Below are 16014 nucleotides of genomic sequence, written 5' to 3' on the forward strand. Positions count from 1 at the left end.
AGAACCACACCATGAGCCACCTGAACGACTACCTCGCCGAGAAACGCGCCGCCGTGCTGGCACGCAATGCCGCTGTCGAAGCAGGCACCGCCAAGCCCGCGCAACTGAAGGCCAGCGTCAAGGCCGAGGGCCGCAGCGGCGTGCGCCGCCTGCGTATCCGCGAGCACCAGGTCATCAGCGACAGCCCGCCCGATTTCGCGGGCTACAACCTCGGGCCCAGTTCGCCCGAGCTGCAGCTGGGCGTGCTGGGCACCTGCGTCACGCACATCTTCCTGATCCATGCGGCCGAGCGCCAGGTGCCGCTCGAGAGCCTGGAGGTGGAAGTGACCGGCGTCATCGATCCGCGCGGCGGCAAGCCGGGCCACGAGCAAACGCCGATCTGGCCGCACGAGATCGGCTACACGGTGCACATCGATTCGCCCGCGAGCCGCGAAGAGATCGACGCGCTGTTCGAGGCGGTGGAGCGCAACTGCCCCATCCTCAACCTGCTGCGCAACCCGCAGACCATCCGCGCCGAGGTGAAGCTCGTCAACTCGAAGGCCCGCACCGTGGATCAAACCGCCGATGCCCTCGCTGCTTGAGATCCGCGGCCTGGTGCGCCGCTTCGGCGGGCTCACGGCCGTCAACGCCGTGGACCTGCACGTGGACGAGGGCGAACTGCTCAGCGTGATCGGGCCGAACGGCGCGGGCAAGACCACGCTGTTCAACCTGGTCACAGGCCTCGACCGGCCCGATGAAGGGCAGGTGCTGTTCGACGGGCAGGACATCACCGGCCTGCCGGCGCAGCAGCTCGCGCAGCGCGGCCTGGCGCGCACCTTCCAGCATGGGCGCGTGTTCGCGAACCTCTCGGTGCTCGACAACGTGCTGGTGGGCGCGCACACGCGGCTGCGCGCCGTGAAACCGCGCGTGGGCGGAATGCCGGGCCTGGGCGCGTTGGCCGAGCTCGCGCTGGCGCTGCTGCAGCCCGGCGCCGTGCGCCGCGAGGAACAGGCCCTGCGCGAAGAAGCGCGCGAGATCATCGCGCTGTTCGGCGAGCGCCTGGCGCCGCGCGTCGACCACCCGGCCTACAGCCTGTCGTACGCCAACCGACGCCGCGTGGAGATCGCACGGGCACTGGCGCTCAAGCCCCGCCTGCTGCTGCTCGACGAACCCACCGCGGGCATGAACGAGAGCGAGACGGCCGAGATGCTGGAGATCATTCGCGGCCTGAAGGCGCGGGGCCAGACCATCCTGCTGATCGAGCACAAGCTCGACCTGGTGATGCAGCTGTCCGACCGCGTGGCCGTGCTCGACGACGGCCGCAAGATCGCCGAAGGCCTGCCTGATGATGTGCGCAACGACCCGGCGGTGATCGAGGCGTACCTCGGCCATCGCCATGTGGGCACGGTCGGCGCGCCGAAGGCACAAGAGACGCCAGAGGCGGTGCCCGCATGATCGCCACCGTCGCCCGCTCCGGCCTTGCTCCCTCTTCCCTGCGGGGAGAGGGTTGGGGCGAGGGTCTGCCTGAACGCACCACCGTGCCCGCATCCAGCGGCTCGAAACATCCGCTGCTCCAGCTCAGGAAGATCAACAGCTTCTACGGCCCCGTGCAGGCCCACTTCGACCTCGACATCGAGGTGCGCAAGGGCCAGATCGTGAGCCTGCTCGGCGGCAACGCCAGCGGCAAGTCGACCACCATGAAGATCGTGCTCGGGCTGCTCAAGCCGCGCTCGGGCGAAGTGAACTTCAACGGTGCCTCGACGCTGGCTCTGAGCACGCCGCAGATCATCCGCCAAGGCATCGGCTCCGTGCCCGAGGCCCGCCGCCTGTTTCCCGCGATGACCGTGCGCGAGAACCTGCTGATGGGCGCCTATGCGCGCAGCGACCGCAAGGCCGTGGCCGAAGACCTCGAGCGCATGCTCGAACTCTTTCCGCGCGTGGCCGAGCGCATAGAGTTCCAGGCCGGCACGCTGTCGGGCGGCGAGCAGCAGATGGTGGCCATGGCGCGCGCGCTCATGGGCCGCCCGCAGCTCATCTGCATGGACGAGCCGACCATGGGCCTGTCGCCGCTGTACGTCGACAAGGTGCTGGAGCTCATCGCGCGCATCAACGCGCAGGGCGTGTCGGTGTTCATGGTCGAGCAGAACGCCAGCCTGGCGCTGCAGATCGCGCACCACGGCTACGTGCTGCAGACCGGGCGCATCGTGCTGTCGGGTCCGGCGCGCGAGCTGCTGGCCGACGCCCGCATCCGCGATGCGTACCTGGGCGGCAGCGACGCCGCGCGCACCGCTTCCTGATCCAGACCACCCACGGAGAAACACACATGTCCTTGAAGCTCGACCACATCGTCATCGCGGTCCACGACCTGGAACGCACCATCGCCGACTACGGCGCGCTCGGCTTCCACGTGGTGCGCGGCGGCGACCATCCGGGCCGCGCCACGCACAACGCGCTGGTGGTGTTCGGCGACGGCAGCTACTTCGAGCTGATCGCGTGGCGCGAACCGTCGCCTACCGAACGCTGGTGGCAGCTGCTGCAGCGTCACGGCGAGGGCATCGTCGACTTCGCGCTGCTGCCCGCCAGCACCGCGGCCACCGTGGCCGACGCGAGGGCGCGCGGGCTGCTGCTCGAAGGCCCGCTCGACGGCGGGCGCGTGCGGCCCGACGGCGAACGCCTGCGCTGGCAGACGGCGCGTTCGCCGTCGGCCGACCTGCCGTTCCTGTGCGGCGACCTCACGCCGCGCGCCCTGCGCGTGCCCGAAGGCAAGGTGCGCGTGCATGCCAACGGCGCACTCGGCGTGGCGAGCCTGGCCATTGCCGTGCGCGACCTCGACGCCACGCTGGCGCGCTACCGCGCCTTGCTCGGCACGCAGGGCGACGATGACGGCACGCACATCGGCGAGCCCGTGGCGTTGCCCGGCAGCCCTGTGCGCGTGGCCGTCATCGTGCTGGGCGGCAGCGTGCTGGTGCTGTTGTCGCCGCGCGAGAACGCGACGAATGCAGGGGAGGGCAGCGGCACGCTCGCGCAGCGCATCGCCGCGCGCGGCGAGGGCCCGTACGCGCTCGTGCTGCACACCGGCAAGCCTCAGTCGACCGGCACGCTCGACCTGGCGCGCACGCATGCCGCGTTGATCGAGCTCGACCTGCCGCCGGTGGGGCGCGAAACGAAGCCCGGCCATCACACAGACACGGCCGACAGCGTCGTGGGCGGATGAGCTGAACTGCGTGGCGCCGACGGGCCGTGCAGGACAAGGCCCCGCCCCGATACCAGCGCTTACCTGATTTCACCTGACCGCGACCTGAAGTGCCCGAAGCGGACACAAGCGGGGCACACAATGGACTCGTCACCAACGCATGAAGGAGTTCCAGATGATCCGCAATTCAAAGAGCATGGCCGTTGCCGCCGCGGCGCTTGCAATGTGCATGGCCGCGGGGAGCGCCTTTGCGCAAGACCGCCGCTTCGACGGCCGCCCGGGTCCCGGCGGCGATGGCCGTGATGGCCGTTTCGAACAGCGTGGCCCCAATGGCGACCACCGTGGCGGCCCTCCGGGCTACCGCGGCAACCAGGACTTCCGCGACGGGCGCCAGTTCGATCGCCGCGGCTTCCCGCAGCCGCACGCCGAATGGCGCCGTGGTGGCCGCGTGCCGCCCGAGTACCGTGGCCGCAACTATGTGGTGCAGGACTGGCGCTCTTACCGCCTGCAGCAGCCGCCCCGTGGTTACCAGTGGGTGGGCGTGGGCGGCGACTTCGTCCTCGCGGCCATTGCCACCGGTGTGATCGCCAACATCATCGCAGGCCAGTAAACAGACGCTGTTCCGGCCGTCGCACGCGACAGACAAACAAACAAACGCCGCAGGCCGAAAGGCCTGCGGCGTTTTTTTCAGACCAATGCGGTGGGTGCGGACTGGGCGCAGACGTTGCGCCCGGTGATCGTCAGGCGCAAGCCGCCGCCGTGCCATTCGAGCCAGTTGAGGCCCACGTACGCGTCGATGTCGGCGTCGTCGATGCGGTCGGCCTGTCGGCTCTGCAGCAGCTCCACCGTGGCGGGCAGGGCCCGTCTCAACCGCTCGCGGCGCTCTGCTGCATCGGCCGCCTTGAGGGCGGCCCTGGTTTGCTGTTGCTGCTGCTGCGGGGTCGATGCCATTGCTGATCCGTTTCCAGGAAGCCAGGGAATTAACCCGAATGTACGCCCCCTGTGTGAAGCCGCATTCTTCTTTTTTAACCTTTCTGTCGTCCGCAGTACACACCCTGCAACTGCCGCTGGACAGGCTCTAGATTTCGTAGTGCGAGGCCTTGGCCTCGTCGCCCAGCGCCTTTTCCACGACGGCACGTGTCAGCGTCGGCGCGAACGACTCGATGAATGCGTAGACATACTTGCGCAGGTAGGTGCCCCGGCGCACCGCCAGCTTGGTGAGGTTGATGCCGAACAGGCGCCCCGCGTCGAGCGCACGCAGGTGCGTGTCGCGCTCGGCCTCGTAGGCCACGCCGGCAACGATGCCCACGCCCAGGCCCAGTTGCACGTAGGTCTTGATCACGTCGGCGTCCATCGCGGCCAGCACGATGTTGGGCTGCAGCCCGCGCTGCTCGAAGGCCTCGTCGATGCGGGAGCGCCCGGTGAAGCCGGTGTCGTAGGTGATGAGCGGGTAGCGCGTGAGCGCGTCGAGCGTGAGCGGCGCGTCCAGCAGCGGATGGCCCGGCGGCACGATCACCGAATGCGTCCAGCGGTAGCAGGGCAGGGCGACCAGCTGCGGGTAGTCGCCCAGCGCCTCGGTGGCGATGCCCACGTCGGCCTCGCCGTCGAGCAGCATCTGCGCGATCTGCTTGGGCGAACCCTGGTGCAGGTGCAGTTTCACGTTCGGGAACTGGGTGCGGAATTCCTGCACCGCCACCGGCATGGCGTAGCGCGCCTGCGAATGCGTGGCCGCCACCGAGAGCAGGCCGCTTTGCTGCGCCACGAACTCCTGGCCCGCGTGCTTGAGGTTGCTGCTCTCCATGAGCATGCGTTCGATGATCGGCAGCACGTGGCCGCCGGGCTCGGTGAGCCCGGTGAGCCGCTTGCCGGCGCGCACGAAGAGCTCGATGCCGAGCTCCTCCTCGAGTTCGCGGATCTGCCGGCTCACGCCGGGCTGCGAGGTGTGAAGGGTGTGGGCGACTTCGGTCAGGTTGAAGCCGCAACGAACGGCCTCGCGTACCGAGCGCAGTTGTTGGAAGTTCATCTGCCGCGGAGGTGAGTCAGGAAAGTCAGGGCCCCGGACGAGGCCGAGGGGCGATTCTCGGCAGAAGTGCTTATTCGGGGAACGATGCGTTTGTTGGTTCCACATGAACAAAACATCTTTAAGGCGTTTGCTGCCGATTCGAGGAGGGCGTGGGGGTTGAGTGCGCCGGCCGCTCGGCGCCTCGTGCCGCGCCCCTAAACTGCCCGCCAACCCTGGCCTTCGCCAGGCACCACACACGCACCGACCGCACATGGGTAATCGCTCCTGGCTCTATCTCGAACACCGCACCGCAGCCGATGACGAAGAGGCCGCCTCCACCGAATTCGGCGCGGCCAACAACAACTTTCCCGTGCTCTGGCAGATCCTGCTGGCCGACGGCGCGGCGGGCGCGGCCATCGACCACCAGCGCGTTTTCGGCGATGCCGGCACCCGCAACCTCGCCAGCGACGCGCACGCCGCGCTGGGCCGCGTCCGGCGCATGCAGGCCTTCGTGGGGCAGCATCCGATGCTGCACACGCTGCCGCAGGTCGCGCTGCAGTTCGAGGCGCTGGCGCTGCACCTGGCCGCGCTGATCGACGAGGCGCCCGAAGGCACCCGGGCGTGCCTGTCCGCCGACCTGGACGAGCTGTCGTGGATGGACGGCGATGCGCAGCAGAACGGCTTCATCGAGCGCAGCCGCAACGAATGCAATGCGCGGTGGGCGCGCGTGCAGCGTTGCATCGACGGCGGCAACCACCCGGGCTTCGACGCTGAACTCGGCATCAAGCGCTTCGCGGACTGGGAGGGCTGGGCCTGGCAGTTCGGCCTGGGCGGTGTGTCGCATTCGTACTTCAATGGCTACGAGCCGCCGCGCGACGAGCGCTTCGAAGACTTCATGGCGAATGAAGGCGACGAGCAAGACGGGGAAGCCGCAGAAGACCGCGACTGGGACAACCACCTGGGCGGCCCGCTCTGGCGCTTCGAGGCCAACGGCCTGTGGGGCGTGCGTTTCTCGGAAGACGGCGAGCGGCGCACCGTGGCCGAGCCCGCGTGGGACGACATCCGCACCAGCGGCGCGAGCGACGCGCGCCTGCTGTGGGTGTCGCGCGGCGAGCACACCGGCCTGCTGCTTGCGCACACCGATGCGCCGCGCGTGCTGCTCGAACCGCAGCTCGGCGAGGCGTGGGACTTCGAGGACGACATCGCCACCGTGCTGGTGGGCGACCACATCGGCCTGCTGCGCCCGGACGGCAGCTGGCTCATGGCGCCCTCGGTCGACGAGATCTGGAGCTTTGCCGGCGGCATGGCGCGCGCCCGCGTGGGCGAGCGCCAGGGCTATGTCGATGCACAGGGCCGGTGGGCCGTCGCGCCGCAATTCGACGAGGCCGAAGACTTCGCGCCCTGCGGCCTCGCACCCGCGCACACTGACGCCGGCTGGGGCCTGGTGCGCACCGACGGCGCATGGGCCGTGCCGCCGGGTTTCGACACCCTCGAGTGGCACCACGACTGGGACGCCTTCGAGGCCACGCGCGGCGGCAAGACCGGGCTCATCGATGCGCAGGGCCGCGTGGCGGTCGAGCCGGTGTACGAGGTGCTGGAGCTGCTCGAGGAATATCCCGTCGAGATGCTGCAGGCCGCCGACGCGGCGCCGGGCCATGCGCCCGTGGCCCGGCCGAAGCGCTTCGCCGTGCAGCGCGAAGCCGGCCGGTGCGGGCTGATCGACGCGCAGGGCCAGGTGCTGGTGCCCTTCGACTACGGCCTGTTCGAATCGCTGGAGCCGCTGACCGGCGAGGAGCGCGCCCACGCGATGGTGCAGCGCGACCTGGTGCGCGTGGCGTCCAAGGGCGGCCGCACGGCGAAGAACGCGCCGTGGCTGCGCGGCATCTACGACATCGGCGCCGGCCGCGAGCTGGTGCCCTGCAGGCACCGCACGGTGCAGCCGCTGACCTGGGGCACGCAGGACATCGGCTGGCTGGTGGCCGACCCGCTGCCGCGCGCCGAGAAGAGCGACAAGACCGCCAAGGGACAGCTGGCCGTGGGCGTGCTGCGCGCCGACGGTTCCACGCTGCATCCGCAGGCCTACCCCTGGATCGCGTCGCCGGTCTCCGTCAGCGAGGGTTGGTACGCCGTGCTGGTCCGCTCCGAACTGCGCAAGCGCTGGAGCGCCGGCGAGCCGGTGAAGGCCGCGCGCAACGACCGCGACGTGTACGTCTGGCTGCATGCCGACGGCCGCGAGCAGGACCACGCCGCGCACATGGCCGCGCGCCATGCGGCGGGCGACCTGCGGGCGGCCTACGAGCTGGCCTGTCATCTGCGCGACGGCGAGGGCGTTCCGGCCGACGCAGCGCAGGCCCTGCAATGGATGGCGCGCGCCGCCGGCGTGCGTGCGCCCGGCGATGCGCCTGCCAGCGCGTCACCGGGCGGCTTGCCCGAAGCCATGCGCGAGCTCGCGCCGATGCTGCGCACGGACGCGGCGGGCACGGGCGCCGACCTGGCCGGCGCGCGCGCATGGCTCGTCCACGCCGTTGCGCACGGCGGCGCCGACGACGCGGAAACCCGGGCCCAGCTGGGCTACATGCTCTTCGAAGGGCAGGGCGGCGAACGCGACCCCGAGGCCGGCGTGCGGCACTACGAGGCGGCCGCCGAACGCGACAACCCCATGGCGCTGTTCAACCTGGGGCTGGCGTTGCGGGCCGGCGAGCAGGTAGCGCCCGACCTGGCGCGCGCCGCGGGCTACTTCCGCCGCAGCGACGAAGCCGGCGACCACGACGGCACGCTGCAGCTCGGCGTCACGCTGTGCAGGCAGGCCGCGGCAGCGGGCGGGAAGGATGGCGACGGTGCCGTCGATGCGGCGCAGGCGAAGGTGTTCTACGCCGAGGCGGCCTACGCGTTCCAGAAGCTGGCCGAAGACGACGACAGCCGCCTGCAGGGCTGGGGTTGCTACGAGCTGGGCATGCTGCGCCTTCACGGGCATGGCGCGCCGCCGGACGCCGTCGAGGCCGAACGCTGGCTGCTGGCCGGCGCCGCGCTCGACGACTGCGAGCAGAACCTGGAAAGCCAGCGCGCCTGTGTCGAAGACCTGGCGCAGGTGCTCTACGGCGACCGCGAGAGCCCGCTGTTCGACGCGCGCAAGGCGGCCGAATGGGCGCAGCGCCTGCGGGCGCTGCCCGCTACCACGTCGGATGAACCGGGGTGAACACCGGCCGGAAAAGGTGCCGCCGCACGATCTCGCCGTACCCCCGGTAGTAGAAATTGCCGTTCGCCGCCAGCACCGCCGCGCGGTGCCTGCGGAAGTACACCGGAATCTCGTACCAGGGCATGGTCGGCGCGCGGTGGTGCACGTGGTGCAGGTTGTTGAACAGGTACAGCAGCCCGAACACGACGTTCGACTCGACGATGGCCACGCGCTCGTGCGGCGTGTCGGCCCAGCGGTGCTCGGTGAAGGTGCGCAGCGAGCCCAGCATCATCCCGGGGTACACGACGTACAGCAGGTACTCGCCCAGGCCCATGCCGCAGACGGCCGTCACGTAGTACAGCACCGGCGCCACGCTCAGCGCATGCCAGCCCCATGTCGGCAGGCGCGAGAAGTTGCCCGAGAGCACCTGGCCGGCTTCGAAGCGCACCAGCTTCCACAGCCGCAGGAACGGCCCCAGCACCACGCGGAAGGCGATCGTCTGGTTGGCCATGTAGATCCACCGCCACACCGGCCCGTAGCCGGCCCAGGCGGGCGCGGAGTGGTAGGCGCTTTCGTTGTCGCGCTCCGGGTGCGTCAGGTGGAAGTTGACGTGGTGTGAACTGTGGCCGCGGTTGTAGAACGGGTACGGCAGCCACAGGTTGAGCGGCGGCCACACCACCGCATGGCGCAGCGACTTCGGCAGGTGCCGCATTGCATGGATGCTCTCGTGCTGCAGCGAGAAATGCAGCTGCGCGAGAAAGCCGCCGAGCACGAACAACGCCCAGCCCGGCAGCGCCGCGTGCCACCACAGCAGCGCGGCCCATGCGGCGTAGAGCGCGCCGGCCAGCAGCAGGGTGGGCACTTCGTAGTGCCACCACCAGTGGCGGCGCGCGGACGGCTTTTCCGTGAGGGGTGTGGCAGTCGATGTCATGGTGAAGGACTGCATGCTAGGTAGCAAGCGACCGCTTGCATGCGCGCATTTCGCATAAGCATGGACGTGAAACTTCGTTCGTCGCGCCGCGGGGTGCGGCCTACGCTCGCCGGCTCCGCTGTGATCCCTCTTCCATGAAAAACTTCCTTCTCCGCCTGGCCCTGGCGTTGCTCGCCGCACTGGCCACCGATGCGCAGATCCACGCCGCCACGGTGGACGACTACCCGAGCAGGACCCTGCGCGTGGTCGTGCCGTATCCCGCCGGCGGCATCGCCGACAAGATCGCCCGCGAGGTCGCCGAGCAGCTGGCGCAGCGCCTCAGGCAGCCCGTGGTGGTCGAGAACCGCAGCGGCGCGGCCGGCAACATCGGCTTCGACCACGTGGCGCGCCAGCCGGCCGACGGCTACACGCTGCTGCTCGCGCCCGCCTCCAACCTCACGGTGCAGCCGGCGCTCTTCAAGCAGCTGAGCTACGACCTCGCGCGCGACTTCACGCCCGTGTCGCTGCTGGTGCAGACGCCGCAGGTGCTGCTGGTCAACCCCAGGCTGCCGGTGAACACGCCGCGCGAGCTGATCGACTACTCGAAGAAGAACCCCGGCAAGGTCAACTACGGCATCAGCGTGGGCGCGTACTCGCACCTCGCGGGCGAGTTGCTCAAGACGCAGACCGGCGCCGACTTCACCGCCATTCCGTACCAGGGCAGCGCGCCCGCCATCAACGACCTGCTCGCGGGCCAGACGCAGTTCATCTTCAACGAGGTGGTCACCGCCATTCCCTTCGTGAAGGCCGGCACGCTCAAGCCGCTGGCCGTGGCCTACAAGACGCGCGCACCGTGGCTGCCCGGCGTGCCCACCACCGCCGAGGCCGGCCTGCCCGACTTCGAGGTCACGTCCTGGTACGGCGTGGTCGTGCGCAGCGGCACGCCCGCGCCGCTGGTGCAGCGCCTGTCGCGCGAACTGCGCGACATCGTGCAGAGCGCGGACTTCCGCAAGCGCTACGACGACATCGGCGCCTTCACCGTGGGCAGCTCGCCCGAGGAATTCGGCCGCTTCATCCGCAGCGAGACGGTCAAGTGGACCGCGGTGGTGAAGCAGGCCGGCATCCAGCCCAACTGAGCGGCGGCACAGCGCAAGGAGACGCGAACCCGAGAATGAGCGCATGAGCCCCACACCCCGAAACGCCATTGCGCCCGCCGAGCTGTGGGCACTGCTGCTGGCCGAGCCCGCGGCGGAAATCGCATTGCTCGACGTGCGCGAGACGCGCTGGTTCGTGCAGCGCCACCTCAACCTCGCGCGCAACGCGCCCTTCAGCGGGCTCGAGCTGCAGGTGGGCGCGCTGGTGCCGCGCCGTTCCACGCCGGTGGTGCTGCTCGACGACCGCGGCACGCCCGATGGCGTGGCGCAGGAAGCCGCTGCCGTGCTCGCCCGGCTGGGCTACAGCGACGTGCGCACGCTCGCGGGCGGCCTGCAGCGCTGGCTGGCCGAGGGCCTGCCCGCCATCGACGGCTACGGCACGCTGGTCAAGGCCTTCGGCGACCGGGTGCGGCTGCACTACGGCACGCCCGGCCTGCCCGTGGAGGCCCTGCGCGCGCGCCTGCGCGAAGGCCGGCCGACCACGCTGGTCGATGCGCGGCCGCGCGCGGAGTTCGAATTTCTCTCGCTGCCCGGCGCGCGCAACCACCCGGGCACCGAGCTGGCGCTGCGCCGCTTCGCGCCGGGCGGGGCCGACCACCAGCCCGATCACCTGTGGGCCATCAACTGCTTCAGCCGCACGCGCGGCATCGTCGGCGCGACCACGCTGCGGCTGCTCGGCCGCGCGAGCGACGCCGTGTTCGTCGAGGACGGCGTCATGGACTGGGGCCTGCACGGCGCGCCCACGGTGCAGAACGCGGCGCCCGAGGACGAACTGCCGCCCGAATCCCCGGCGCTGCTGCGCGGCATCGCCGACGACCTGCTGCGCAGCTTCGCCTTGCCCGTGGCCGATGCCGCGCAGCTGGCCCAGTGGCGCGACGACGGTGCGCGCACCCTCTACGTCTTCGACGTGCGGCCGGAAGCCGACCCTGCGTTCGCGCACACCGGCCTGCGGCAGGTGCCCGGCGGCCAGCTGCTGATGCATTTCGAGAACCTCGTGGGCACGCGCGGCGCGCGCATCGTGCTGCTCGACGACCCGGCGCACCGGCTGCGCGCGGCCGTCACGGCCTTCTGGCTCACGCAGCTCGGCCAGGCCGAGGTGTACGTGTACGACGGCGAGTTCACGCCGCGGCAGGCCCCGCCCGACCCCTCGGCGGCCATCGACGCCGCCCCGCCGCCGCTTGCGCCCGAGGCCCTGGCCGTGCTGCAAGAGGACGGCGCGGCCACGGTGATCGACGTCGGCCCCAGCCTGGACTACGAGCGCGGCCACCTGCCCGGTGCGCTCTACCTGCTGCCGGCCTCGCTGACGCCGCTCGCCCCGCATGCCGCGGCCGGCCGCACCGTCGTCTTCACCTCGCCGGACGGCACGGTGGCCGCCCGCGTGGCGCGCGATGCGCACCGGCGCTGGCAGGGTTCAGGGGCGGTGTTCACCTGGCTCCAGGGCGGAACACAGGGCTGGAAGGCTTCGGGAAGGCCGCTGGAGGCGGCGTTCGAGCCGGCCCAGCTGCTGACCCCCTTCGACGACGACTGGGGCTCGGTGATGCGCGTGTTCGGCCCGCGCCGCGATGCGGCCTGGGCCGGCTACCTTGCGTGGGAACGCGCACTGGCAGAACGGGTCGTGAAAGACCCGTCCGTGCGCTTTCGCCTCTTCGCGCTCAGCGCGCCCCGGCCGGCGTAGGCGTGGGGTCGGGCAGCTCGATCTTGATGTCGAGCACCTCGAGGTTGTCCTGGGTCTCCAGGTGCACCTTGATGTCGTCGGGGTTGATCGACACGTACTTGGAAATCACCGCCACCAGCTCGCGCTGGAGTTCGGGCAGATAGTCGGGCCGCTTCTTGCCGCTGAGGCTGGACCGCTCGTGCGCGAGGATGATCTGCAGCCGCTCCTTCGCGACGCTCGCAGTCTTCTTCTTTTCGCCCAGCAGGAACGAGAGAAAGGACATGGCCTACTTGCCTCCGAAAATCCGCTTGAAGAAGCCCGGCTTCTCGGCGTCGACGAAGCGCATCGGCCTGTCTTCGCCCAAAAAGCGCGCCACCACGTCGGTGTAGGCCTGGGCCACGTCGGTTTCCTTGTCGTGGATGGCCGGCACGCCCTGGTTGGAGGCGTGCAGCACGCTCTCCGACTCGGGGATCACGCCGATCAGCTTGATGCGCAGGATGTCCTGGATGTCTTCCAGCGACAGCATCTGGCCGCCCGCCACCCGGTTCGGGTTGTAGCGGGTGATGAGCAGGTGCTCCTTGATGGGGTCGCCGCCGTCCTTGGCGCGCTTGGTCTTGCTGCTGAGCATGCCCAGGATGCGGTCCGAGTCGCGCACCGAGGACACCTCGGGGTTGGTCACCACCAGCGCTTCGTCGGCGAAGTACATCGCCATCATGGCGCCGGTTTCGATGCCGGCGGGCGAGTCGCAGATGATGTATTCGAAGTCCATCGCGGCCAGGTCGGCGAGGATCTTCTCCACGCCCTCTTGCGTCAGCGCTTCCTTGTCGCGCGTCTGCGAGGCGGCCAGCACGAACAGGTTGTCGCACTGCTTGTCCTTGATGAGCGCCTGGCTCAGGTTGGCTTCGCCCTGGATGACGTTGATCAGGTCGTACACCACGCGGCGTTCGCAGCCCATGATCAGGTCCAGGTTGCGCAGGCCCACGTCGAAGTCGATCACGGCCGTCTTCTTGCCCGCGAGCGCCAGGCCCGAGGCGAAGCTGGCGCTCGTGGTCGTCTTGCCGACGCCGCCCTTGCCCGAAGTCACCACCACAATTTTGGCCATGGCCATTCCTTCTTGTTTCGATTCAGTTGTTGGTTGTCAGGGTCGCCGCGGTCCGTGAGGGGGCTCAGGGAATCGGGTCGATCGCTAGTTTTTTTCCGTCCAGGCGCACCTGGGCCGATTTTCCCAGCACGTTGTCGGGCAGCGGCACTTCGTTGGTCCGGTAGATGCCGGCGATGGCCACCAGCTGCGCTTCCATGCAGGTCGAGAAGATCCGCACCTCGGTGTTGCCGCGCGCGCCGGCAATGGCCTTGCCGCGCAACGGGGCGTACACGTGCACGTTGCCGTCGGCGATGACCTCGGCGCCGAAGCTCACCACGGCCGTCACCACCACGTCGCCGCCGCGGGCGTAGATCTGCTGGCCCGAGCGCAGCGGCTTGTCGATCAGCAGCGTGCCATTGGCCGGCACCGGCACCTCGCGCACGATCTGCGGGGCTTCCGACACCGGGGCTTCGGCCGGCGGCGCAGGGGCACGCGGCGCCGGGGCCGCGGGCATGGCCGCCACCGAGAGGCCGGCGGCGCGTGCCGCGGCGTTCTGCCCGGCGTTGCCGCCGCGCACCGCGATGGGCTGGGTCTGGTGGCGCGCCAGCAGGCTGCGCAGCGCGGCAAAGTCGATGTCGGCGGCGGCCTGGCCCTCGCCCTGTGCGTCCTGCAGCAGGGAAAGATCGATGACCACCGGCTCCTGCTCGAAGAAATCGGGCGAATCCGCCAGCTGTGCGTCGAGCGCCTCGGCCAGCACGTCCAGGTCGGACGTCTTCAGGATCACTGCGATCAGCGGCAGCGTGGCGCTCTTGAATTCGAAAACCGCCTTGGTGCGCGCGGCGGAGACATCGGCCATTGGAAAACGTCGGTGCGAAAAGCGTTGGAGTCTAACGGGCGCGGGCCAAACCCCGGCGACCCGTCCCCGCCTGGAGCACCCCGGACAACACTTCTTTCATGAGGTTGCACTTTTCCGGGGGTGGGCCGCGTCAGTTCTTCGAGCGCCCCAGCAGGGCGTAGAGAATGATCGCGCCGAAGGTGGCGGTACCGATGCCGCCGAGCGCGAAGTCGCCGAACTTCAGCGTGAAATCGCCCGTGCCGATGATCAGCGTGATGGCCGCCACGATCAGGTTCTTGTTCTGCGAGAAGTCCACCTTGTTGTCGACCCAGATCTTGGCGCCCGCAATGGCGATCAGGCCGAACACCACGATGCTCACGCCGCCCATCACCGGCAGCGGAATGGCCTGGATCAGCGCGCCGAACTTGGGGCTGAAGCCCAGCACCAGCGCAATCACGGCCGCCACCACGAACACCGCCGTCGAGTAGATGCGCGTGGCCGCCATCACGCCGATGTTCTCGGCGTAGGTGGTCACGCCCGTGCCGCCGGCGGCGCCGCTCACCACCGTGGCGATGCCGTCGCCGATGAAGGCGCGGCCCATGTAGGCGTCCAGGTTGCGCCCGGTCATGGCCGTCACTGCCTTCAGGTGGCCCAGGTTTTCCGCCACCAGGATGATCGCCACCGGGGCGATCAGCAGCATGGCGTTGGCCGTGAACACCGGCGCGGTGAAGGTCGGCAGGCCGAACCAGGCCGCGTTGGCGATGCCGCTCAGGTCCACCGGCTTGCCCAGCCCCAGGCCGTTGGTCAGCACCGCGTAGACCACCGTGGCCAGAATCAGCCCGATCAGGATCAGCAGGCGCTGCAGCATGCCGCGCGCGAACACCGCCACCAGGCCCACGCACAGGAAGGTCACGGCCTGCATCCACGAATCGAAGTTGCTGGCCGCCATGTTCTTGATCGGCACGCTCGCCAGGTTGAGCCCGATCACGGCCACCACCGCGCCCGTGACCACGGGCGGCATGAAGCGCTCGATCCAGCCGGTGCCGATGGCCTGCACCAGCGCGCCGATCAGGATGTAGACCACCCCGCAGGCCACGATGCCCCCCAGCGCCACCGCGATGTTGGCGTTGGGCCCCTTGCCCGCGTAGCCGCTGGCCGCGATCACCACGCCGATGAAGGCGAAGCTCGAGCCCAGGTAGCTGGGCACCTTGCCGCCGGTCACGAAGTAGAAGATGAGCGTGCCGATGCCGCTCATCAGGATGGCGATGTTGGGGCTGAAGCCCATCAGGATCGGCGCCAGCACCGTGGCGCCGAACATGGCGATGACGTGCTGCACGCCCATGGCGCCGGTCTGCAGCCAGGGCAGCCGCTCGTCGGGCCCGATGACCGCGCCGTTGGCCAGCGCGGACGCGGGTCGTTCTGTCCAGTTGAACATTGCTTATCTCCTCTTGTTGGTTGTGTGTGCCCGGTGGCCAGGACGCCCTGGCTTGCCCGGGGCGTGATTGTGGGCGAGGAAACGGGGGCTGAACATCCGGCACGCACCCTGCACATCGGAGAAAGCGGCGTGCCGGCCCTGGCAGGCCGGCGCGTGCCGACGCCCGCTCAGCGCGGCTGCAGCACCGCCATCGTGATGCGCGACACGCAGGTCAGCTCGCCTGCCTCGTTCGTCAGGTCGATCTGCCAGACCTGCGTGCTGCGCCCGCGGTGCACCGGCCGCGCGGTGCCGATGACCCAGCCGCTGGTCACCGAGCGGATGTGGTTGGCGTTGATGTCCAGGCCCACGGCGCGGTCGCCCTCGGGGGCCGAGTAGTGCGCGCCGCAGGAGCCTAGCGTCTCGGCCAGCACCACCGACACGCCGCCGTGCAGGATGCCGTAGGGCTGGCGGGTGCGCTCGTCGACCGGGCAGCGGGCGCGGATGAAGTCGTCGCCCACCTCCAGGAATTCCATGCCCAGCGTGGAGACGGCGGTGCCGACGTGGTTGCGGGTCAGCGCCTCGACGGAGATTTCTTTTTTCCAGATACGCATTCGGTT

The 16014-nt window shown here is 69.7% G+C and carries 16 protein-coding genes; 8 read left to right on the top strand and 8 right to left on the bottom strand.

The window, feature by feature from the left end; all coding sequences use genetic code 11:
• Nucleotides 1-11: 11 nt before the first annotated feature.
• From AC1DJH_RS11360 to AC1DJH_RS11380, 5 genes are all read left to right on the top strand, one after another.
• On the top strand, nucleotides 12-581 hold the full coding sequence (locus AC1DJH_RS11360; protein WP_435486575.1) for an OsmC family protein: 570 nt from the start codon (nucleotides 12-14) through the stop codon (nucleotides 579-581).
• Nucleotides 565-1434: an ABC transporter ATP-binding protein gene (locus AC1DJH_RS11365; protein WP_478185748.1), complete on the top strand. Its 870-nt coding sequence runs from the start codon at nucleotides 565-567 to the stop codon at nucleotides 1432-1434. Before AC1DJH_RS11360 ends, AC1DJH_RS11365 begins: the two co-directional genes overlap by 17 nt.
• On the top strand, nucleotides 1431-2276 hold the full coding sequence (locus AC1DJH_RS11370; protein WP_478185749.1) for an ABC transporter ATP-binding protein: 846 nt from the start codon (nucleotides 1431-1433) through the stop codon (nucleotides 2274-2276). Before AC1DJH_RS11365 ends, AC1DJH_RS11370 begins: the two co-directional genes overlap by 4 nt.
• Nucleotides 2277-2302: 26 nt before the next feature.
• Nucleotides 2303-3193 carry a VOC family protein gene (locus AC1DJH_RS11375; RefSeq protein ID WP_478185750.1) on the top strand — a complete coding sequence of 297 codons (891 nt, stop codon included), beginning with the start codon at nucleotides 2303-2305 and terminating at the stop codon, nucleotides 3191-3193.
• Between the two features lie 154 nt (nucleotides 3194-3347).
• The gene (locus AC1DJH_RS11380; RefSeq protein ID WP_478185751.1) at nucleotides 3348-3782 is read left to right on the top strand and encodes an RcnB family protein; all 435 of its coding nucleotides are present in this window, start codon (nucleotides 3348-3350) and stop codon (nucleotides 3780-3782) included.
• A 77-nt stretch (nucleotides 3783-3859) separates the two neighbouring features.
• On the opposite strand, the gene AC1DJH_RS11385 is transcribed toward AC1DJH_RS11380, so the two are convergent.
• Nucleotides 3860-4123, bottom strand: coding sequence for a hypothetical protein (locus AC1DJH_RS11385; protein WP_435439868.1), 264 nt, complete (start codon nucleotides 4121-4123; stop codon nucleotides 3860-3862).
• Between the two features lie 127 nt (nucleotides 4124-4250).
• Nucleotides 4251-5195 carry a CysB family HTH-type transcriptional regulator gene (locus tag AC1DJH_RS11390; RefSeq protein WP_478185752.1) on the bottom strand — a complete coding sequence of 315 codons (945 nt, stop codon included), beginning with the start codon at nucleotides 5193-5195 and terminating at the stop codon, nucleotides 4251-4253.
• 250 nt (nucleotides 5196-5445) lie between these two features.
• Between AC1DJH_RS11390 and AC1DJH_RS11395 the strand changes: the two genes are divergently transcribed.
• Entirely contained in the window at nucleotides 5446-8370 is a 2925-nt protein-coding gene (locus AC1DJH_RS11395; RefSeq protein WP_478185753.1) for an SEL1-like repeat protein, read from the top strand.
• On the opposite strand, the gene AC1DJH_RS11400 is transcribed toward AC1DJH_RS11395, so the two are convergent.
• Nucleotides 8345-9280 carry a fatty acid desaturase gene (locus AC1DJH_RS11400; protein ID WP_478185754.1) on the bottom strand — a complete coding sequence of 312 codons (936 nt, stop codon included), beginning with the start codon at nucleotides 9278-9280 and terminating at the stop codon, nucleotides 8345-8347. The genes AC1DJH_RS11395 and AC1DJH_RS11400 overlap by 26 nt on opposite strands.
• A gap of 134 nt (nucleotides 9281-9414) precedes the next feature.
• Between AC1DJH_RS11400 and AC1DJH_RS11405 the strand changes: the two genes are divergently transcribed.
• On the top strand, nucleotides 9415-10395 hold the full coding sequence (locus tag AC1DJH_RS11405) for a Bug family tripartite tricarboxylate transporter substrate binding protein (protein ID WP_478185755.1): 981 nt from the start codon (nucleotides 9415-9417) through the stop codon (nucleotides 10393-10395).
• A gap of 43 nt (nucleotides 10396-10438) precedes the next feature.
• Nucleotides 10439-12088: a rhodanese-like domain-containing protein gene (locus tag AC1DJH_RS11410; protein WP_478185756.1), complete on the top strand. Its 1650-nt coding sequence runs from the start codon at nucleotides 10439-10441 to the stop codon at nucleotides 12086-12088.
• Here the strand turns inward: AC1DJH_RS11410 and minE are convergent.
• From minE to AC1DJH_RS11435, 5 genes are all read right to left on the bottom strand, one after another.
• The gene (minE, locus tag AC1DJH_RS11415; protein WP_472113350.1) at nucleotides 12066-12350 is read right to left on the bottom strand and encodes a cell division topological specificity factor MinE; all 285 of its coding nucleotides are present in this window, start codon (nucleotides 12348-12350) and stop codon (nucleotides 12066-12068) included. The genes AC1DJH_RS11410 and minE overlap by 23 nt on opposite strands.
• A 3-nt stretch (nucleotides 12351-12353) precedes the next feature.
• Entirely contained in the window at nucleotides 12354-13169 is an 816-nt protein-coding gene (gene minD, locus AC1DJH_RS11420; RefSeq protein WP_435439872.1) for a septum site-determining protein MinD, read from the bottom strand.
• Nucleotides 13170-13233: 64 nt separating this feature from the next.
• Entirely contained in the window at nucleotides 13234-14004 is a 771-nt protein-coding gene (gene minC, locus AC1DJH_RS11425; RefSeq protein ID WP_478185757.1) for a septum site-determining protein MinC, read from the bottom strand.
• Between the two features lie 130 nt (nucleotides 14005-14134).
• Nucleotides 14135-15418 carry a solute carrier family 23 protein gene (locus AC1DJH_RS11430; protein ID WP_435486567.1) on the bottom strand — a complete coding sequence of 428 codons (1284 nt, stop codon included), beginning with the start codon at nucleotides 15416-15418 and terminating at the stop codon, nucleotides 14135-14137.
• A gap of 167 nt (nucleotides 15419-15585) precedes the next feature.
• Nucleotides 15586-16008, bottom strand: coding sequence for a hotdog fold thioesterase (locus AC1DJH_RS11435; protein WP_472113356.1), 423 nt, complete (start codon nucleotides 16006-16008; stop codon nucleotides 15586-15588).
• Nucleotides 16009-16014 lie beyond the last annotated feature (6 nt).

This window comes from Variovorax sp. 10N412, assembly GCF_056394985.1.